Annotated in this window: 17 protein-coding genes and 1 riboswitch; of the genes, 6 read left to right on the top strand and 11 right to left on the bottom strand. The window is 37.0% G+C overall.

What is annotated here, in order from left to right:
* Window positions 1–24: 24 nt before the first annotated feature.
* Window positions 25–1296 carry a helix-turn-helix domain-containing protein gene (locus ABC228_RS05600; RefSeq protein WP_345824102.1) on the top strand — a complete coding sequence of 424 codons (1272 nt, stop codon included), beginning with the start codon at window positions 25–27 and terminating at the stop codon, window positions 1294–1296.
* Window positions 1297–1312: 16 nt separating this feature from the next.
* Window positions 1313–1465: a hypothetical protein gene (locus ABC228_RS05605; RefSeq protein ID WP_345824103.1), complete on the top strand. Its 153-nt coding sequence runs from the start codon at window positions 1313–1315 to the stop codon at window positions 1463–1465.
* Window positions 1466–1561: 96 nt separating this feature from the next.
* On the opposite strand, the gene ABC228_RS05610 is transcribed toward ABC228_RS05605, so the two are convergent.
* From ABC228_RS05610 to ABC228_RS05630, 5 genes are all read right to left on the bottom strand, one after another.
* Complete coding sequence (locus tag ABC228_RS05610) at window positions 1562–3157, bottom strand: YndJ family protein (RefSeq protein ID WP_345824104.1); 1596 nt, start codon at window positions 3155–3157, stop codon at window positions 1562–1564.
* Window positions 3144–3758 carry a DUF4166 domain-containing protein gene (locus tag ABC228_RS05615; protein WP_345824105.1) on the bottom strand — a complete coding sequence of 205 codons (615 nt, stop codon included), beginning with the start codon at window positions 3756–3758 and terminating at the stop codon, window positions 3144–3146. The genes ABC228_RS05610 and ABC228_RS05615 overlap by 14 nt, the downstream gene beginning before the upstream one ends.
* Window positions 3759–3769: 11 nt before the next feature.
* The gene (locus tag ABC228_RS05620; RefSeq protein WP_345824106.1) at window positions 3770–4675 is read right to left on the bottom strand and encodes a DoxX-like family protein; all 906 of its coding nucleotides are present in this window, start codon (window positions 4673–4675) and stop codon (window positions 3770–3772) included.
* A gap of 73 nt (window positions 4676–4748) precedes the next feature.
* Window positions 4749–6326, bottom strand: coding sequence for a ribosomal protection-like ABC-F family protein (gene abc-f / locus ABC228_RS05625; RefSeq protein WP_345824166.1), 1578 nt, complete (start codon window positions 6324–6326; stop codon window positions 4749–4751).
* Window positions 6327–6666: 340 nt separating this feature from the next.
* Window positions 6667–8406: a methyl-accepting chemotaxis protein gene (locus ABC228_RS05630; protein ID WP_345824107.1), complete on the bottom strand. Its 1740-nt coding sequence runs from the start codon at window positions 8404–8406 to the stop codon at window positions 6667–6669.
* A gap of 294 nt (window positions 8407–8700) precedes the next feature.
* Window positions 8701–8881, top strand: a riboswitch (Lysine riboswitch).
* A 199-nt stretch (window positions 8882–9080) separates the two neighbouring features.
* On the opposite strand from ABC228_RS05630, the gene ABC228_RS05635 reads away from it, so the two are divergent.
* A complete protein-coding gene (locus tag ABC228_RS05635) occupies window positions 9081–10697 on the top strand; it encodes an amidohydrolase (RefSeq protein ID WP_345824108.1) in 1617 nt (538 codons plus the stop codon).
* 90 nt (window positions 10698–10787) lie between these two features.
* Here ABC228_RS05635 and ABC228_RS05640 read toward each other — a convergent pair whose 3' ends face one another.
* Complete coding sequence (locus tag ABC228_RS05640) at window positions 10788–11147, bottom strand: YuzC family spore coat inner layer protein (RefSeq protein ID WP_345824109.1); 360 nt, start codon at window positions 11145–11147, stop codon at window positions 10788–10790.
* A 71-nt stretch (window positions 11148–11218) separates the two neighbouring features.
* Window positions 11219–11608, bottom strand: coding sequence for a hypothetical protein (locus tag ABC228_RS05645; protein WP_345824110.1), 390 nt, complete (start codon window positions 11606–11608; stop codon window positions 11219–11221).
* 307 nt (window positions 11609–11915) lie between these two features.
* On the opposite strand from ABC228_RS05645, the gene ABC228_RS05650 reads away from it, so the two are divergent.
* On the top strand, window positions 11916–13166 hold the full coding sequence (locus tag ABC228_RS05650) for a DNA polymerase IV (protein WP_345824111.1): 1251 nt from the start codon (window positions 11916–11918) through the stop codon (window positions 13164–13166).
* A gap of 42 nt (window positions 13167–13208) precedes the next feature.
* Here the strand turns inward: ABC228_RS05650 and coaW are convergent, their stop codons facing one another.
* Both coaW and ABC228_RS05660 read right to left on the bottom strand, forming a co-directional pair.
* On the bottom strand, window positions 13209–14012 hold the full coding sequence (coaW, locus tag ABC228_RS05655) for a type II pantothenate kinase (RefSeq protein WP_345824112.1): 804 nt from the start codon (window positions 14010–14012) through the stop codon (window positions 13209–13211).
* Window positions 14013–14124: 112 nt separating this feature from the next.
* Window positions 14125–14562, bottom strand: coding sequence for a CBS domain-containing protein (locus tag ABC228_RS05660; protein WP_345824113.1), 438 nt, complete (start codon window positions 14560–14562; stop codon window positions 14125–14127).
* A 146-nt stretch (window positions 14563–14708) separates the two neighbouring features.
* On the opposite strand from ABC228_RS05660, the gene ABC228_RS05665 reads away from it, so the two are divergent.
* Both ABC228_RS05665 and acs read left to right on the top strand, forming a co-directional pair.
* On the top strand, window positions 14709–16298 hold the full coding sequence (locus ABC228_RS05665; RefSeq protein ID WP_345824114.1) for a BCCT family transporter: 1590 nt from the start codon (window positions 14709–14711) through the stop codon (window positions 16296–16298).
* Between the two features lie 161 nt (window positions 16299–16459).
* Complete coding sequence (acs, locus tag ABC228_RS05670; RefSeq protein WP_345824115.1) at window positions 16460–18427, top strand: acetate--CoA ligase; 1968 nt, start codon at window positions 16460–16462, stop codon at window positions 18425–18427.
* A 70-nt stretch (window positions 18428–18497) separates the two neighbouring features.
* On the opposite strand, the gene ABC228_RS05675 is transcribed toward acs, so the two are convergent.
* A complete protein-coding gene (locus tag ABC228_RS05675; RefSeq protein ID WP_345824116.1) occupies window positions 18498–19709 on the bottom strand; it encodes a S8 family peptidase in 1212 nt (403 codons plus the stop codon).
* Window positions 19710–19884: 175 nt separating this feature from the next.
* On the bottom strand, window positions 19885–20850 hold the full coding sequence (gene uvsE / locus ABC228_RS05680; RefSeq protein WP_345824117.1) for a UV DNA damage repair endonuclease UvsE: 966 nt from the start codon (window positions 20848–20850) through the stop codon (window positions 19885–19887).
* Window positions 20851–20859: the final 9 nt, after the last annotated feature.

Here is a 20859-nt window from a genome sequence, read left to right on the forward strand (position 1 = left end):
AATGAAACCCATGGAGGTGAGAATGTGGGAATTGATGTTGGACAAGCTATTAAAATTAATCGGCTGCGATTGAATATGACACAATCTGATTTAGCAAAAGGTATAATATCGGTTTCTTACTTATCCAAAATAGAAAATGGTACTGCAGAGCCACCACATGAGGTACTTGAGCTTCTAAGTGAAAGATTACAATTAAATCCTCTGGAACCTGGAATACAAATTGATCACAATACCGTAATCCGATGGTTTCATCATCTTCTTCGTTCAAATGTTGATGAGTCCATTCGAATCTACAACAAGCTCAGACATAATTTAACGAACGCAATTGACAAAAAATTACTATCACTCATTGAGATACACAAGCTTCATTACTACATCCTAATTAATGACAAAACTGAGGCAGAGAACCTCGTCTTTTCTCTACAAAAAAGTTCCAAGCGATTTAACGAAGTTGAAAAATACTATTACTACAAGTTTCTTGGAAACTATCATTATTCCCTACTGTCTTTCAAAAAGGCTCTGGAATACTACCAAACAGCAGAACAATATGGTAAATCGGAAATATTTCATCAAAACGAGGAAATCAATAATCTTTACTATTTAATTGGTAATGTGGCGAGTAAGGTTAGGCAAACACACTTATGCCTACTTTATACGATACGCGCACTTGAATATTATCAGAGCAACTATGACTTAAAAAAATGTGCTGAATGCCATATTCTTCAAGGTATTTCTTATCGAAGAATAAACGAAATTGAAAAAGCTAAAGAAAGCTATCGATATGCAATAAATATTGCTGAGAAGATTGAGGATAAGGAAACTCTAAAACTAGGTTATCAAAACCTCGGAACACTTAACTCAATTGGTAAAGATTCTATAGAAGCAATTGATTACTTTCTAAAAAGCTACGAATTAAGAAAAAACGATAGAGTTGATAGGAGAATTGTACCCGTTTCAAGTTTAATGAAGGAATATTACTCTTTAGGTGATATAAAAAATTCACAAGTTTGGCTTGAGATTGGATTAAATTTGTGCAAGTCTTTAGAGCCTATTGATTCAGTTTATGTATATGAATTTGACGTCTATAATTTTTTAATTACTGGTTATGATAACTCTTTTGAAAAACTAATTATTAAAAAAATCATTCCATTTTTTGAAGCGCGAGAACTTTACTATGAAAAATCTGTCTACTTAGAACTTCTTGCGAATTATTATAAACAAAACCGAAAGTATAAATTATCTACTTACTATTATGAAGAAGCATTCAAAACTATTTCCAAAATTATTAATATTTGAAAGGAGGTGAACTAAATTGAAGCATTTTATTCTAACAGTACTCTTGTTGACTTTTCTTTTTGTATCAGGGAGTCTCGTCGTTACTGCAAATTCCATATCTTCTTTTAATGAAGATAATGAGTTTGCAGACCCTGATTTAAATGATGAAGAGCCGGATCCTTGGTACTAATAACAAGCAAATTGTAGCAAACAAAAAATTTTCTTACCTTCTCCTGACAAAGCAGGAATGAAATTAGACAGTTCCACTGACTTATACATCCCCGCTTCACTTCCTCTGTATTACATACTTTATCGATAAGAATGGTAAAGAAAATATCCACATTTGATGTTTTGCTTCTAAGACATCCTTCCTCACCTCAGAAACATCAAATTGCTCTTCTAATGGTAACTTCATTACAAGGTTACCAAAACTCAGATAAATACCAGAATTGGCAGACCCATTGGTCTGTCTTTTACTGGTTAGACGGAGATTTTCACCTATCTGCTGAAGATCAAGTACACCTATCATGGTTGAGTATGGCAGGGGCAAAGCAATATTCATATATGTTTTCCCATTAGAATAATGTTGGGAATACAATGCGATAAATACTGTTTCTTCTTCTATCTTCCTAATCCAGGCACGTACTTCATTTCTCCCATCTTTCTTATCTATAACCGAAATAATATTTCCTGGCATTTCTACTTTTTTATTCGATAATGGTAAATTCAACTGTTTTATGACTCTACTAAACAATTTATATATACCAGCAAATGGTATAAACCATTTATGCCATTTTACTTCAGCCATAAGTCTATAATTATTTGTATTCTCATAAAAATCAGCAATTGATGGTGCCAATTTTTCTAAATCGATTGTTTGATAGACCCCCATTTTATCTACTAGACCATTATAGGTTTTATCATCCGTTTTTTCGTTTAATACAGTTTCACTTATTACAAACCTTCCTCTGATTTTACTTATTGGAAATGAGGGTTTTATTTCTTTTGATCGAGGAACCACTATGAACCATCCGATAATTCCTACAAGCCCAAATAATCCTGTATTAATCAAGCCATGGAAAACTAACATGAAATTAATTGTTATAGTATAGTAACCTGTAAAATTACCAAAAGCATAAGCTAATGAAAATAAAATCGTAATACCTATAGAACCAAAGGAAAGCCTTACAAAAAGTTTCTGAATCCTGCTTATAAAAGGGACCTTAGAGCTTAATAGAATACAAGCATAAATACCTATTATGTAGAGAAGAACGGAAATTACTTCCAAAAGCACAGAGAAAGTAATACCAAGTGCAACAACGATTGGAGATACTAGAATAATTGCTCCAGCCCATTGATACAGTTTATTTTTTATTAATCTACCAAGTAGACCTAGAAAGATTGGAAATAAAAAAGCTGAATAATGGAAGTGTATACTTGTTAACCAAGTAAGAATTGGTGAAAAACCGGTGTCAATGTTTACCTCATACGCAAAGAACCATAATCCACCTATTGCTAAATAAATTAGACCAATATCAATCATAAATTCTTCAAAATATATAAAACCTCTATCTAGGAACCGTTTCACACCATAAATCGCAACTAATATAGTAAAGATCAAATAAATACCGGCGCAAATCATATGTAGAATTGGTTGGTAAAATAACTGCATGAAGAATACAGCAAATGAAGCAAACAAGGTAGCATAAGGGAGAAAACGTTCATAATTTCCTACTTCATCTCTTGTAATGATATCGAGTATAAGAGGAACATAGATTATTTGTGCGACCGTCAACAAGTATAAATACCATGTAGATTCTTGAAGCAATAATAATAGGATTAATAACACAAAGTTCACGATAGTAACACTACGAAAGTTCATTTTGAAGAAACACTCCCTCATACGAGAACAATGTACCAATAATCGGATTACGTACATCCACACTTATTGTATATACCTGTTCTCTTTCATTGTACCCCTCACGTACTTTAGCAATTCCTTGCAAAAACTTTGGCAATGGTATTTCAAATTTACCAATTACAATACGCTGTTTATTTGATATTATTGTGAGACTCCTGTCTTCATTTATCATAAGCTCCAAATCAGAATAAAGCCTTGTGGGTTCACCTAAGTAATCTTTAATAATATTTCGTTTCTTATCGAAGCTCATTAGCGCATTAAAATACCGTTTTTTCTTCCCGAACATGAAAACTCTCTCCCAGTGAATTTTTGCTTCACCACCTTTTTCAAGAATTGGTGTATTGCGAATCGTGAACGGAATATCTTCCCCGCGTTCTGGAAAAAGCAACTTCCACTTAATCCCATAACGAAAGAAAGGATACAACCATCTTGGACCACCTTTGATTTCTTTCATTAGTCCGGTTCCATAGAAGGTCTCTCTTCCCATTAAGCGATAACGTTCTTGAAGTTTCGGGTGAAGATCCTCGAATCGATCACCTAGAGCTTTATAATAAATTGACATATCAAAACCCCCTATGGTTTTCTTTTGCAGCTTGTTGCAGTTGGTATATTAGCACTTATGCGTATACCAATTATAGATAGAACCAATAGTGCGAGATTAAAAGTCAATGGGTTAAACGGAAGAAATATATAATGTATATCAGAAACAATAGCGGTAGCCATTAAAATTGGAAAGGCTATTGCTTGAAAGCAGAACAGTCTTCTCTTATTCTTGTAAAGCATCCATGTAATACCAACTAACACTTCTAGAACACCGGCAACTAATACGATTAATTCACCCTCATTATTTGTTAATGGAAGTATATTAGTGACCATCAAAACTTCATCTGGATGCATTGCTATAAGCTTTGGAACAATTCCATGATAAATCCATAAAAAGCTAAAGAAAAATGATAGCAATACATTGCTGAAGAATCGAGTATATTGGGAAGCTGGTGTTTCACCTGTCTCCATCCATCTCTTTAACACATCAAAGCTGAGTGCAGTGGCCCAGCCCATCATGGGTCTAAAAATGAAACGATCAAATAGTTTACCAGGAAGACCGAAACTGGGTTCATAGTTATATTGTGTTAAAAACTGGATTGAATGATCTGACTGCGGTATGTACTTCCAATAGCCTCTTCCTTCTTTTATTATAGAAATTGCCTGATCCGTCCCAAAATGTAAGGATGACGTTTTCGATCCATCCTCTGTATGATGACTTCCAACACTTTTCCCCCAACCCTCAATTGATTTACCAAACCCGATGTTCGTTCGATAAAGAAACTCCTGTGGCTTTCCTTCCTCCTTTGGTAAATATTTAATTTCCGAAAAACGCAAATCCCATTGCTGGTGCAAATCAGGGTTTTGAGTTGCATTCCAAAGCTTGTCCATTTCCGAATCTATTGATAGTTCTACATAAATAGGCTCATTTTTCATCGATTTTCACCTCACCTATTAATACCCTCTTTTTCGTTTAGTTTACCATAAAAAGAAAAGAGTTGTAGACAGACTACAACTCTTCCTCTTTCAAGTATTTCTTTTTTTGCTGTAAGAGTAGCTGAAACTCTTCTTCTAGTTCTGGAGTAGGATTAATACTTAACCTACTTAATACGTCTGTAAGCTTCGTTTCAATAATCAATAAACTTTGCTTTGACTCATCCAATACCTCAGGTTTAAAACGCAAGTATGCTTCATAGTCTCCATCAAATAATTTCATCTTCTGTTGATCTAGATGGATAACCTTTTGTGCGACATGTTGAATGAATCTTCTATCATGTGATACAAAAATAACTGTCCCCTCGTATTCAATTAATAATGATTCTAGGGCTTCCATTGCGGCTATATCCAGATAGTTAGTTGGCTCATCTAGAACAATTGTATTAATATCGCTTAAAAAAATCTTAGCAAAAGCAACCTTTACTCGCTCTCCGCCACTTAATACGTGGACTTGTTTGTATACATCCTCTTTAAAGAAGTGTAATCTAGCCAAAACAGTTCGCACTAATGACACTTCTTGTGATGAAGTGCTCGTAACATTGTCTAGAATAGTCTCATTCACATTTAAAATATCAAGGTTCTGACTGAAGTATCCTATTTTCACAGATGGTGATATTTCTATCCCTTTTTCTCGAGACAGTAGCTTTTTGATAAATGTAGTTTTACCCGCACCGTTATTTCCAATAATAGCAACCTTGTCACGAGCGTGTATTTGAAAGGTTGCTTTATCCCAAAGCAATCTATTCTTTATTTTCCCTTCAAGCTCTTCGATACGAATAATTGCCTTATTATCCAATACATCAGCATGGATAACGTCCATATTTAATGGAGGCTCTTCCTTCACTTTTTCTACTTTTTCTAACTTCTCTATTCTGGTTTTCAGAGCATTTGCTGTCGTTTCAAGCTTTTTTTGTTTTTTGGCGAAATACGGTTTCCCTCCCATTTGATTAGCATCAGAATCCGTTTTCTTATTTGGATATTTTGTTGCACGTGCAGCTTTCTTCTTTTTTAATTCTAACGCATTTTCTAGCTGTCTCTTCTTAGAGATGTATTGATTGTACTCATTTTGTTGTTTTTGGATTTCCAATTCCTTTTGTTCCTGATACTCTGTATAATTCCCTTTATATTCTGTGACCTTCGTATCCTTCACTTCCCATATTTTAGTACAGAGAGCATCTAGAAATGCTCTATCATGGGAAACCATAACCACTGTTCCTACCCATCTTTTTAACTGCTTTTCTAACTTCTCTATATGTTCTCTATCCAAATTTGTTGTTGGCTCATCTGCAAATAGGATTTCGGGCTTATTCGCAAGGATTTGATTAATATATTGCTGTGTGATTTCTCCACCGCTTTTTGTTGTATTCGTTCTTTTAAGTTGTGGAAGTAGTTCAACACTTGCATTTGTTTGTACCGTTCCACTATAGTTCGAAGTTTGTTTCGTTAAGATATTAACTAAAGAGGTTTTCCCACTACCATTTCTACCTACAATGCCAATAAAGTCACCTTTTTGAATTTGTAAAAGATCAGTATTTAGTATCTCTTTGCCGTCCACTTCATATGTTATTTTCTGTGCTTCTAATAAAAGCATATATTCACCCCAATTCTTTTTGAACAAAAAAAGCTCCCTGTTCACGAAGAATAGGAAGCAAAAGCCATGCCAAATAAACAAATTAATGATTCGATTAATTGTGTTTACATGTGCAGATTTTAATCCTATTCTTCGTGTACGAATGAATTGCATGACAAATAATGGGTGTCCCCATATTATTAAATGCAATGATTCGATTCACGTTTAAGAATGGATTAATTTAACATCTGCCCAAGTAACACCCTTTCCGATATAATTACGTTTACTATAATGTAATCATTTTTGATTGTCAATACTAAAAAAGAATAGACCGTTCACATTCACGGTCTATTCCTTCAATTTATAGTTTAAACTTACGAACAAGCGTATTTAACTCCTCTGCTAATTTCGCAAGATCCTCTGAACTTTTGGCCATTTCTTCCATTGAACCACTAGTTTGCTGTGAGGAAGCAGATGTTTGTTCGATACCAGCTGCGGACTCTTCAGAAATTGCAGCTATTTCTTCTACAGATGTACTCATTTCTTGTGTAGTTCCTGAGATTTCGAATAAGTTATCTTTAACTTCCTTGATACTGTCAACCATTTCGTTCACTGCCTGAGTAATATCCGCAAATGTTTCGTTCGTTGTAATGATTTGCTTTGTACCTTGTTGAACCTCTTGATAACCCTCTTCTAATGATTCGGTTACAGCGCTCGTTTCAGTTTGGATTTTCTTCACAATATCTGTTATATCTGTAACGGATAAGGACACCTGTTCAGATAATCTTCTTACCTCATCTGCTACTACTGCAAATCCTTTTCCATGCTCACCTGCACGCGCTGCTTCAATTGCAGCATTTAGCGCCAGCAAGTTCGTTTGCTCTGCAATATCCCGTATTACGGAAACAAGCTGTGTTATTGCTTGTGAATTCTCATCTAGACCTTGAACTTTACCTACTGCCTCTTTCACGATACGGTCAATTCGTTTCATCTGCTCACCAGATGCTTGCATTAGCTGACTTCCATGTCCAGTTAAGTCTAAAACGGATTCAGATGAATATTGTATCTTCTCACCGTTTTCATTCGCATGTTGTACTTTTGATGAAAAACTATGCATTTTTTGTGATAAATTAGTTGCACTGTCCGCTTGTTTTTCTGATCCTGATGCTAATTCCTGCATAGTAGTTGCAACTTGTTCAGCTCCTGCACGAACCTCATTAGCCGACTGTGTCAATTGCTCACTTTGACCTGTTACAGTATCCGATACAGTGGAAACCTGTTTAATAATATCCTTCAAGTATGCACTCATTTTACTAATAGAAGAAGCGAGCTGTCCGATTTCATCCTTACCAACATATTCAATATCTGAGACGGTTAGATCTCCCTCTGCTATACGATTACTAACTTGAACAACCTTTTTCAAATTACGAGAAATAGCACGACTGATTAATATCATTAATATAACTCCAATAATAATCGATGCAGTTATAAAAACAATCTGTGTAATAAATGTCTGCTTTTGATTATCAAGTGCATTACTAATCGCATTCTTGCGATCAGAATCCATTGTTATCACTAACTGATCTAATAACCCTACTGTTTCTTCACGTAATTCATTTGATTGCATGACAAATGATTCCGCAGAAGTCATGCTATTATTCTCAATAGCAGAAACAATATAATTCGTAAATACTCGGTATAGCTCTTGATTATTCGATGACACCTTTTGAAAAATTTCTTTTTGCTCATTAGTTTGTAAATTAATTCGAACTTCATTAGCTAACTCATTGTATTGCAATTGATTTTCTTTAAATGCCTCAACATATCCTTCATCTTGTTCCTGATAGTAAGACACAACATAAATACCCATATTACGAGTTAGTGAACCCATTTCCGAAATATTCATGGCAATATTGCTTTTTTCATCTAATCGTTTAATATCATTACCGATTCCCATGATGGAATTTGATACGATTGTTGATGAACCAATAAATAGCAATATTACAAGTGCTAATGTAAGACCATATTTCCATCCTATCTTTATATTTCGTAGTTTTATTGATTTAACTTTTGGTATCTTTACTTTAAGTTTTCTAGCCATGTCCATCCCCCAAGTATGTATATGTCTAATTAAAATATTATTCTATCGTATAAATAGCCAGGTATTTATGGTTTATAGCTGAACTCCATTTCTTTAAGAATATATTCCTATTTCTTTTATCCTACTAATCAAATAATAATAGAATAATCATCAAATTACAACAAATCCCGATAAAATTCCCGTGTATATTTCCTGTTTTCTTCATTCATTATATCTACTATAGTACTATTCTATTGACTTACTACCACTTGATTAGTATGATTGACTTAAATTTTATAAGTTACCTTATCAGATCGGTGAGGTAGAGGCGCGAGTAATATTAGTAGTCCATCGGAGAATGACAACTATGATGATTGGATAAAAGGATTACTTGCCGAAGCATAATAAGAGTCAAGCTTATTTATGTTGGGATGTTTCCTGAACAAGGGGCAGACTGTCATGTAAAGAGAATTTTGCATGGAGAACTACTGATCGAATTGGATGATAGCGTATATTGTTAAGGCAATGATAGGTTATTTTCAAGCTATTGTTGCTTTTTTGTATATTGATACATCCACCCTCTCTTCATCCTCTTTACAATCAATCTGCCCTTTTATCGAAAACAATCCCATTCTAATTTTAAATTTATATGATATCAGTAAGAAAACACATTCCATAGTTAAGGAGAATGCACCATGAGAAAAATCTATACCAACGGAAATATCTACACGTTGGACTCTACAAAACCACTTGTTCAGTCCGTGGTTATCGAAAATGGTCGGTTTATTGATATGGGGACAGACAGTGAAATGTTACTTCATTGGAGTAATCCTACATGTGAGGTGATTAACTTTGGTGGTAAAACAGTAACACCAGGATTAGTAGATAGCCACCTTCACCTATCCTTGATTGCCGATCAATTCATGAACCTTGATCTTACCGGTGTTACCTCCAAAAGCCAGATGTTAGAAAAAATCAGGGATAAAGCACGTACTTTAAAGCCGAATGAATGGTTGCTCGGTGGTGGTTGGGATGAGAACTTATTTATAGAAGGATTAATTCCAACAATTGAGGAGCTCGACTATGTTTCTCCTTATAATCCTTTATTCTTAACTAGAATTTGTACACATGCTGCAGTTGTCAATACGAGAGCACTAGAAAGAAGCAACTATCACCCATCAATGTCTATTCCTGAAGGGGGGAGCATTGTATTAAATGAACAAACGAAAACACCTACTGGACTTGTCTTAGAATCTGCTTCCGAAATTTTTCAACAGCATATTCCTGAGAAATCCTATGAGGAACTATTACGTTCCATGCGTCAAGCGATTCATTATTCAATGGAGAGAGGCTTAACTAGTGTGCATACTAATGATCCTCTTTTTCTAGGTGGGCTTGAACAGACCTATCGAATTTATGACACACTTTTAAACCAAGAAAAACTAGGACTCCGTGCTAACCTCTTAATTAATCATGACTTTATAGAAGACATTAGAGCTGCTGGGATGTACGCTGGATTCGGAAATGAAACGCTTAATATTGGCGCAATCAAAATCTTTGCTGATGGTGCATTCGGACGGAGAACCGCACTATTAACAGAACCGTATCACGATGATCCCAATAACTATGGAGAAGCCATGTTAGATCAAGAGTCATTAATCGCGATTGTCAGGAAAGCACGAGAACTGTCGATGCCAATTGCAGTGCATACGATTGGTGACCAAGCACTTGAAAATGTATTGGATGTTCTCGATTTATTCCCAGCTGTCTCCCATCGTGATCGACTAATCCATGCACAAGTACTTCGTAAGGAACTAATTGAGCGTCTAGCAGTTCCTTCAAGAGTTGCGGATATCCAACCAAGATTCGTTGTTGGTGATTTTCCTTGGGTCAAAGAGCGACTTGGGGAAAAAAGAATTGAGCTTGCATATGCTTGGAAAACCTTAATGGAAAAAGGCGTAATATGTACGGGAGGATCAGACTCCCCTGTTGAACCAGCAGATCCATTACTTGGAATTCACGCTGCCGTTACAAGAAGAGCACCTGGAGAAACTCATAGTGGTTGGAATCCTAAAGAAAAATTATTGATGTACGAAGCTTTTCGCCTATTTACTGATTTAACAGCCTATGCTACCAATGAAGAAACGATGAAAGGAACCATTTCAAGAGGGAAACTTGCTGATATGACAGTACTTTCTAACAATCCATTTTCCATGCTCGACCCAGATGAGTTGCTAGATACCAAGGTTGAAATGACCATTATAGGTGGAGAAATTAAATTTCAACAAACAAATCAATACTCGACTTTTTAATGAAGAAATGCCAGTTTCCAAAAACTGTATCAATTGTTAGCCTTGTTTAACAAGATGCAGCTTTTTAGATAACTGGCATTTTTTAATTTGCTAGCTCCACCGTAATGCAACGGTTAATCTACAGCATTCTGTATTCTTAATCTTGGATATAAACGCCATTCTTAATTCGTCTGGGTTATAATTCACATCAATATCTGATGTTACACCTATTGACTTAATTAACCGTTTAACCTCTGGCATATTGGATTTCTGAGCCGCACTCATGACGCGCTTCCCAAATTCCTTCGATCCTGCAAACCGATCTAATACAACACTAGCTTCACGCATTAATACCCTTGTTTCATTGGCAGCTTCATACAAATGATCCGGATTCACATTTGGAAACTGACGATTCGTATCATAACGATATGGATAAGCTGAGTAATAATACACTGGATAGCAATAGTACACCTAGATTTCCCTCCCTAAAAATTCCATATAACACTATATGCATGATAAATGCTGGAGGGACTCCTTTTCTATTAACTCTTCCAATGAGGCTTACTTTCCACTATTCCTTTGTAATTTTCTCGATAAGCCCATACCAAGATTCCTTCTAGAACCACTAATACGATTGCTAATAGCAATAACTCCGGGTCAACAAATATATGAAACGCAAAAATATTTACAATGATGCCTGTTAGCGCAACTAATACCAATGGAATAAACCTGCGAATAATTAGTAAAATTCCTGCTATGATTTCTACACCTTTCTCCATTGCCAGTAAATAGCCATCCCCTAAAAATTCCATTGCAGCTGGATTTGTTGGTGCAAATGGCTCAAAGCCGAATAACACGAAGTAGCCGTTTAATCCCGCCCCTAAAAATAAGATACCTAATAGTAATTCAGCAGTTCGAATAAAGCCTTTCATTATTTATTCCCCTCCCTATGCTTCTTTCGCTTACAGAATAGCACATATACGTTGCCCGCCTGCGCATTTTTGCAAAATTCACACAGTTCATTATATGTTTAGTGTTTGGAAGCTGATGTTTAGCTTTTTCGACTGGGAGTTAGCTTTTTCAGCTAGGACTTTAGCTTTTCTGCGAATCTTCAGCATTTCCTGCTGCATATTCAGCTTTTAATAAAAAACTCTCATTTCACTAGCATAAATTTCCATTGATAATCCAATACTAGCATCATATAATAAGAACAAACGTTCTACTTGGTGGTGAATTAGATTGGATTACTCTGCTTATCCTCGTAATGATGTGCTTTGTATTGATATGCGTTCCTTTTATGCTAGTGTCGAGGCTGTTAAGCTAGGGCATGATCCGATGAAGACGATGCTTGCAGTTGTCGGCGATCCGAGTAGATCTGGAAGCATCGTGTTAGCTGCTTCCCCAGCCCTAAAGCAAAAGTACGGCATTAGCAATGTGAGCCGTTTTTTTGAATTACCAAATGATCCAGATATTCATATTGTGCCGGCTCATATGGCTGATTATCTTCAAGTCTCTGTAGAAATTACAAGATTAATTAATCAATATGCTCCAAAAGAAGCAATCCATCAATATTCTGTAGATGAAGTATGGGTCACATTGAACGGGCTTCACAAGCTATTCGGGAGTTACTGGGAGGTTGCTGAAAAGATTAAACAAGATATTCTGGACAGCTTCGGAATCACTTGCTCAATTGGTATTGGCGATAATAAGTTTTTAGCCAAGGTTGTCATGGATTTACACGCAAAACAGGTTGGAATTGCTGAATGTAGATATGAGGATGTTGAAGAAAAACTATGGCCCTTCCCTGTAGAAGATATATGGGGAATCGGTAGTCGCATGAAACACAATTTAAATCGAATGGGAATCGTTACCCTCGGACAACTCGCTAAATTCAACCTCGATCATCTCAAAAAACGATTCGGTGTTATGGGTGAGCAACTCTACTGGCATGCATGGGGAATCGACTTAAGTCCAGTCTATGGTGACTTTGTTAAGCATGAACAAAAAGGCTTTGGTCATGGCATTTCTCTTTTACGAGATTACACGAAGGATGAAGTCGCAGTTTGTATGCTAGACCTTTGTGAGGAGGTTTGCCGTAGAGCGCGAACAGCAGGTAAAATCGGAAAAACGATTCATCTTGGTATTGCCTATTCCAAAGAAACTGGAGGAGGATTTTCACGCTCCAGGTCGATTTCAATTCCTACTAATGTAACCATGGATATGTACCAGGTTTGCTTACAGCTGTTTGAAGAATTTTACGATGGTCAAAGTAATATCCGCCATGTCTACGTAACATTAGATAACTTATTTGAAAAAGCAGAAACGCAATTAAATTTATTTGAGGACCGGTCGAAAAAAACGGATATTGGTTATGTCATGGACGCTATTCGTGATAAATATGGGGCCACAGCAATACTCCGAGCAAGTAGCTACACAGATGCTGGAGTCACATTAGATCGCAGTAAGAAAATTGGGGGACATCGTGCGTAGCTGCCAGTAAACATGTTGGCAGCTACATCATAATTTAAGCGTCTAACTAATTAAAGCACCGATTGCACCAGCATGTGAGCCCTTCTTTAGAAAAATAGGTTCATAGGACATCATGTCACGAAAACGACCTAAGACATCTTGTAAGGCCTTATTATTTGAAACCGTTCCCCCAACAAATACAATCTTACTAGCTTGTTTCGAAGATGCCACTTGACCAGCAAGCAGGATAATTGTTTCCCCTATCAATTGCATCACACTTGCTAAATAATCCTGCTCAGTAGCATGTTCATTTAAATGAGCTTTTCCGAAATTAGCAGCAGTTAAGTCGCCAAAAATTGGAGGTTCTTCCGGTGCATAAATGTCTCGTACTAATAAATCAGCATTGCGATTATCGCCATTTTCAGCCATCGATGTAAATAATTGAAAATCCTGTTTTCCAGTAATAAGATGGCCTAATCCCATCAGAGTTCCTCCACCAATCCCACTACCTAAAACACGTTCGAAGGAGCCTTCTGTCATATGAAAAAAAGACGTTCCCGTACCAATGTTAACTAAAATAAAATCCTCTTCTCTTATATCCTTCTCTGTTTGCAGCAAATATCTAGTTCCTGCAGTTACTGCATCAAACTCATTAACGATAGAACAATTATTCGTAGCAAGACGCTTTATATAACCAGCTTTTCCACCAGTTAAAACGAGCTTAGTATTCGGAGCTAACGTCGTTAACCACTGAATAAGTTGGTCTATTTCAAGACTGGAAAAGATTTTCGTATGTAGCCTTTCTTGCTCCTCATAAGCGATTTTAACAAGTGAACCACCAGCATCAATTCCTACTTTCTGAATCAACCCTACCCCTCCTTCATACCTTTACAATCAATTTACATGATTCATGTGGAAGATGAAACAAAAAAGGTACAGAAAACAGCTAAGAAGGCCTGTTTTCTGTACCATAAAAAAGTTATTTCTGTGGTGCAGAAGGGGTAGAAATACTTGATAATGCTTGTTCTGCTTCATTATCAAGCTGATTATCAACAGCTAGGTCACCTAATGCTACCATGCCGACAACCTGTCCATTTTCAACTACTGGCAAGCGTCTAATCTGTTGTTGTGCCATTAGTTGAGCTGCTTCATGAGCATCCATATCAGGAGTTGCTTGCACAATCTGTTGTGCTGTCATAACGTCTGCTACTCTTTCTTCGGGATTCTCCCCTTGTGCCGTTGTACGAAGTGTGATGTCACGGTCAGTAATCATCCCTACCATTTGACCGTTATTATTCACAACTGGAAGTGAACCGACATTGTACTGGCTCATTAACGCAGCGGCCTCTTGAACAGTTTGTGAATCGTTAACCGTTACTACATTTGATGTCATAATTTTACGGATTTGCTGATTCATGTAATAACCTCCCCTTTCATTTATAGACTGAATCAATTTTAGCTTATTATTAGTGGGATATTTTTCATCCATATTCAATTCCTAATGGAATTTAGGAAAGTGAGCATATTAAGGTTATGTACTATTTAAAAGGAAGGAATGTTTACATGAACGCAAAGCTCATTGACTGGCCAACGTTTATCGGAGCGATACTTGTATTACTTGCCGTATCATTACCATTAATTTTTTACCCTGAAGCTGGAGCCGCAGCGATAAATATGGCAAATAGCTTTTTAACAGGAAATTTCGGCGTTCTTTATTTAGCGCTTGGCTTATTAGCCTTTTTATTCTTGCTATATATTGCATTTAGTAAATTTGGCAAAATAAAATTAGGCAAGCGAGGAACAGAAAAAGAATTTGGTTCATTTTCTTGGGCTGCAATGCTATTTTCAGCAGGTATCGGATCAAGTATTTTATACTGGGGAATGATTGAATGGGCTTATTATTATCAAGGTCCTCCCTTTGGTGTAACACCAGAAACAAAAGAAGCGATTGAACTGGCTGCCACCTATGGATTATTTCATTGGGGTCCCATTGCTTGGGCAATATATACATTACCTGCATTGCCAATTGCTTATTTCTATTACGTAAGAAAAAAGCCAGTTCTAAAAATAAGCGCAGCTACAAAACCACTAATTGGAAAGCTTGCTGACGGTCCATTAGGAGTACTAATTGATGTCTTATTTATATTTGGTCTATTAGGCGGAGCTGGAACCACACTTGCACTTGGTACTCCTATGATTGCAGAAGGTGTGCATGATATTACAGGAATACCGGTTACGCTTGGAGTTCAAGCTGGAATCATGATATTATGTACGCTAATCTTCGCCATAAGCGCTTATTCAGGGTTGAATAAGGGAATTAAAGTCTTAAGTGATATCAATTTATGGCTCGCGCTTTTTATACTAATTTTTATCTTTATTTTTGGTCCAACTGTATTTATAAGTGAGACAACCTTTACAAGTCTAGGTATACTTGCGGATAACTTTTTCCATATGGCAACCTGGCTAGAACCATTGGCACAAATCAACGGTTTTAAAGAAACAGGCTTCCCAGAAACATGGACGGTCTTTTATTGGGCTTGGTGGGTTGTTTATGCGCCATTCGTCGGATTGTTTGTTGCACGAATATCCCATGGGCGGACTATCCGTGAAATGATATTTGGTACGATGATTTATGGAACACTCGGATGTGTACTCTTCTTCGGTATACTTGGAAACTTCGGCTTATTCTTACAGCTCTCTGACTCATTTGATGTAATTAGTTTTATGAATGAAAATGGTGCACCAGCAACGATTATTGCAATACTCACCCAATTGCCAATTGCTGATTTTATTGTCATTGTGTTTACGATATTAGCCATTGTATTTCTATCCACCACCTTTGATTCGGCATCGTATATATTAGCTGCAGTCGTACAAAAACATGTACCCGGTGGAGAGGCGATGCGATGGAATCGACTTTTTTGGGCATTTGCATTGCTACTACTTCCGTTAGTACTCATGTTCATAGGTGATTTGAAATCCTTACAAACAGCAAGTATTGTTGCTGGGTTTCCAGTTATGTTTATCATGATATTACTCGCGCTTTCCTTTGTTAAAGCAGCTGGGCAGGATATTAGAGCGATGAAAGAATATCGCTCCCCTACCATTTATATTGACCGTAGAAACATACCTGAATCAAAGGAAACAAAATAATTGATGAAGGACAGAGCAATATATATCTGCTTTGTCCTTCTGTTATCCTTATTTTTAGTACCAGGTATTAATAATTCCTACCAAAGTTTCATTTATTTAGTCTGAAAATTATGTATACTAATACAATAGGCAGGCATTTTCTTTTTAGAGGAGGAATTCTGATGGATGTAAGTGGTATTTTACAGGTCGTAGAAAACAGTAAATTGGTTTATCCGAATGAAAAAAAAGTAAAAAACACTGCAATTGGCTCTACAGAGGCATTTGAAGAATTATTAAAGCAATCCCAACAAGATCCAGCTAGTTTTTGGGAGTCTGTCGCACAGGAGCTTGTATGGTACGAACCATGGAAGGAAACCATTACAGGAAAACTACCAGATTTCCGCTTTTTTAAGGATGGAATTAGTAACCCATGTGTTAACTTAATTGACCGACATGTTGAAAATGGAGCTGGCAATCGCACGGCTTTAATATGGGAAGGAGAAAATGGCGATACAAAGTTCTTCACTTATCACATGCTACTTGCAGAAGTAAATCGATTTGCAAATGCCTTAAAATCTTTCGGTGTAAAAAAAGGAGATTGTGTTGCGATTTATTTACCTAATTTGGCAGAGGCATTCATTGCTGTGCTAGCCTGCTTTCGTATCGGCGCTGTCTATAACACAATCTTCTCTGGATACTCAGAAAAGTCGCTCAAAGACCGCTTAACAGCATTTGAACCAAAGGTAATGGTAACCGCAGACGCAACACAGCGCCGTGGTAAAATGATTCATCTAAAAGAAAAAGTAGATCATGTTATACAAGAAATCCCATCCATTGAAGCAGTGATTGTTGTAAATCGCTTTGGAACAGACACATCCATGCAACCAGGACGTGATGTTTGGTGGCAGGAAATAACCGCAAACATGAGTATGAAGTGTGAACCAGAGCGAATCGAAGCCAATGAGCCAGGTATTGTATTCTATACTAGTGGAACAACTGGTAAGCCAAAAGGTGTCGTTCATTCCGGGATGGCGTTTGTTATTCAAAATTATATGTATGCAAAGTACCATATGGCTCATCAAGAAGATGACGTGTTTTGGTGCTCTGCTGATATTGGTTGGCTAACGATGCATATTTGGGGAATCGTTGGTGCATTAGCAAATGGGGTCACAACCGTTGTTTATGAAGGAGCTCCAGATTATCCTTCTAAAGATCGCTTCTATCAAATTATGGAGAAATATCGTGTAAATAAACTCTTTACAGCTCCAACCGCATTACGCATGTTAAAGAGTATGGGAGAAAAAGTACTGGACAAGTATGATTTATCCTGCCTTGATGTTATTTCTCTTGTAGGAGAACCATTTGATCCTGAAACATGGCATTGGACCTATGAAACACTAGGAAAAAAACAAATTAGTGTCAACAACACATGGGGACAAACTGAAACTGCTGGTTGCCCAATAGCAGGAGCAGCATGGTTGACACCAATGAAGCCTGGATCAGCCGGTTTACAGTTCCTCGGTGCCGATGTTGCAATTGTTGATGATGAAGGAAACCCAGTAAAACCCGGAACATTAGGAAACCTTGTCATTCGAAAGCCATTTCCTATGCTGTGTAGAACGTTATGGAAAGAACCTGAACGTTATTATAATGCGTATTTCAGCCAAGTAGAAGGTTGTTATTTCGCAAGTGACCTTGCATTAGAAGATGAAGATGGCTATTTCTGGGTTGTCGGAAGATCTGACGACGCTTTTAATGTAGCTGGACATCGCCTTAGTACCATGGAAATGGAAAGTTCCGTGCTTGAAGTAGAAGGTGTTTCAGAAGTAGCAGTAATCGGTGTTCCAGACGAAATAAAAGGAGAAGTCCCCATCGTCTTTGTTCGATTAGCTGATGGATTTGAGGAAACAAAAGAACTCATAGAAGAAATGAGCAACAGTATTGTAAGCCAAATCGGAGCTATTGCAAGACCAAAAGAAATCATTGTGTCAGATGCACTACCGAAAACAGTAAGTGGTAAAATCATGCGTCGCCTATTAAAAGAAATAATCATTAATGGCTCAGTCATGGGGGATATAACTGGTCTTGAAGATCCTGGAACAGTGGAACAAATCAAGAAAACAATAGGAGAAAGGTCAAGTATTTCCTAAAAACATATAACAACAGAAAACAAACGGAACAGCTTATCTTATAAGCTGTTCCGTTTGTTAGTATTAACTATTAATATCGAACAGAATCGTTTGCATTAATTAACCCATGCTCTACATAGTAACCGACACCGCTCATGCTATCAGCAGTATTTTCAATAGCGGCACGAACCTGTGAGTTACTTCTACCTTGACCGGTTAATAGTGCCGCTTGACCAGCAACAAATGGTGAAGCCATTGAGGTTCCTGATAAGTATACATAACTATTGCCTGGATATGTGGAGGCAATGTCAACACCTGGTGCCATTACATCGACCCATGTTCCCCAGTTTGAAAAGCTTGCCTTCTGGTTATTAGAATCAACAGCACCAACTGCGATAACATTTGCATAAGACGCAGGCTCAAATGTTGTGCTAACACCATCATTACCGGCAGCAGCGACTACAACTACACCGCTATTCCAAGCATAGTTTACAGCATCCTCTAATGTTTGGGTATCACAATTACAGCCAAGTGATAGATTAATAACTTCAGCACCTGCATCAGCAGCATAAATAATACCATCTGCAATGTCCGCTAAAGACCCACTACCATTTGCATCTAATACACGAACCGCTAGAATTCTAGTATTCGGTGCCATACCCGCAATACCAGTAGCATTATTTGTTTCTGCCGCAGCTATCCCTGCTACATGTGTACCGTGACCATTTTGGTCCATCGGATAATTATCATTTTGAACAAAATCATACCCACGGATTACTTTTCCATTTAAATCTGGATGATTGTAATCAACACCTGTATCAAGAACAGCCACTTCTTGACCTGAGCTTCCTCTAGCTACATCCCATGCAAGGTTGGCATCTGTATTAAATAACCCATATTGATAACTTGTGCTAAAATATGTGTCGTTTGGAGTCCAAGTAGCATGCAGCTCATAGTTTGGCTCAGCATACTCAACATTTGGGTTGTTGCTAAGCGCCTTTACTACTTCCTCCACATTATTAACCTCAAGCACTGAAAATGGCGATGCAACCGCATCAACATCTGCTTGTAACGTTGCACCAACATCTGCTAATACCTTATTCTTGGAAGAAACCGATACCTTATCTTTAAACTTAACAATTACCTCACCTTTTGCATATTTCCCTTTTTCTATGGATTTGTTAACTGCAGATTCCCCAGGACTATTCCCAAGCAATCCCTCACTCTCAGCAGCACTTCCTACCACTGGGAATAGCAATACTAGAACCGCAATTACCAAACCACCTAACCAAGTTTTCTTCATGAAACCCCTCCTCTTTTTTGTTACGTTAAGATTTATATTTCGCAACTAGAAGTTTCATGTAAGCATGGAATCCTATAAAAAGTGGGAAAGGTAACAGAATATGTTTTTGAAGTTGTAGTCAAAAATTCCTACGGACATAAAAAAAGCTTGGATTGATTCCAAGCTACTAAAATCACTATTTCATATAAAAACTCGCACCATCAACGACTTCAATTTCAGAGTATTTCGCTAGCTCTTTCATTAATACCAACAGTGCTTCATCCTTTTGTTTTGCCTCAATCATACAATCAATCTGCGGAACACTTCCTTTAATCTCATTTAGAAAGGTTAAGAACATCGCTGGGTCGACATGATCGGCATGTGCGCGAAATTTTTCTTCTGACCGAGGACTAGATATATGCATTTTAATTGGTAATGATGAATGACTCCATGTCTGAATGACCCGGTCCCAATCTTTAACCCAGTTTTCCTCTTCATGGTTAGCTAGGTGATGATGGTAGTCAAAAATAAGAGGAATTGCCAGTTTCTCACATAAATACAGTGTATCCAGTAAATTAAATGTCTTATCATCATTTTCAAGCATTAGCATCTGCTGTAAATCTGGCGAAACAAAAGCAAAGTTTAATATGAATTGCTCTAATGCACGGTCTTTATCTCCATATCCTCCACCAACATGCATGACACAACGATTCTTTGGAATTACGCCCATTCCCTTTAAAAGTTTATAATGCATGCGTAATGTCTTAATCGAATTTTTTAATACATCAGATTTTGGGGAATTAATTAAGACAAAGTGATCCGCATGAAAGTCTACTCGCATGGATTGATGAGCCTTTAAAAACTGTTCAATCGCCATAAGCGATTCTTTAATAGCCTCAATATAATCCCAATCGGCAGTATCCGGATGATCGGCGAGTGGGATTAATTTTGACGATATCCGATAAAAGTGAATGTCTTCGGCAAGATTATACTTCAGCACTCGCAATAAATTATTTAAATTTGCTTTTGCAATATCCTCTAATTTTCGTATTGCTGCCTCACGATCTTCTAGCTTTGAAAAAGTGGAATATGTCATTGTTTTGGAGGTTGAGCTATTTTGTAAGTTTACACTGATCGCTGAATAACCAAGTCGGACAAGCATTAATAAAAA

This window comes from Ornithinibacillus xuwenensis, assembly GCF_039614845.1.
In the GTDB taxonomy this organism is placed as follows: domain Bacteria; phylum Bacillota; class Bacilli; order Bacillales; family Amphibacillaceae; genus Ornithinibacillus; species Ornithinibacillus xuwenensis.

Excerpts from the sequence above, each read along its gene's own strand:
- ABC228_RS05665 (WP_345824114.1), top strand. The coding sequence starts at position 14,709 with ATGAACGCAAAGCTCATTGACTGGCCAACGTTTATCGGAGCGATACTT.
- ABC228_RS05660 (WP_345824113.1), bottom strand. The coding sequence starts at position 14,562 with ATGAATCAGCAAATCCGTAAAATTATGACATCAAATGTAGTAACGGTT.
- ABC228_RS05615 (WP_345824105.1), bottom strand. The coding sequence starts at position 3,758 with ATGTCAATTTATTATAAAGCTCTAGGTGATCGATTCGAGGATCTTCAC.
- ABC228_RS05630 (WP_345824107.1), bottom strand. The coding sequence starts at position 8,406 with ATGGCTAGAAAACTTAAAGTAAAGATACCAAAAGTTAAATCAATAAAA.
- abc-f (WP_345824166.1), bottom strand. The coding sequence starts at position 6,326 with ATGCTTTTATTAGAAGCACAGAAAATAACATATGAAGTGGACGGCAAA.
- ABC228_RS05620 (WP_345824106.1), bottom strand. The coding sequence starts at position 4,675 with ATGAAAAATGAGCCTATTTATGTAGAACTATCAATAGATTCGGAAATG.
- ABC228_RS05675 (WP_345824116.1), bottom strand. The coding sequence starts at position 19,709 with ATGAAGAAAACTTGGTTAGGTGGTTTGGTAATTGCGGTTCTAGTATTG.
- ABC228_RS05635 (WP_345824108.1), top strand. The coding sequence starts at position 9,081 with ATGAGAAAAATCTATACCAACGGAAATATCTACACGTTGGACTCTACA.
- ABC228_RS05645 (WP_345824110.1), bottom strand. The coding sequence starts at position 11,608 with ATGAAAGGCTTTATTCGAACTGCTGAATTACTATTAGGTATCTTATTT.
- ABC228_RS05610 (WP_345824104.1), bottom strand. The coding sequence starts at position 3,157 with ATGAACTTTCGTAGTGTTACTATCGTGAACTTTGTGTTATTAATCCTA.
- uvsE (WP_345824117.1), bottom strand. The coding sequence starts at position 20,850 with ATGCTTGTCCGACTTGGTTATTCAGCGATCAGTGTAAACTTACAAAAT.
- acs (WP_345824115.1), top strand. The coding sequence starts at position 16,460 with ATGGATGTAAGTGGTATTTTACAGGTCGTAGAAAACAGTAAATTGGTT.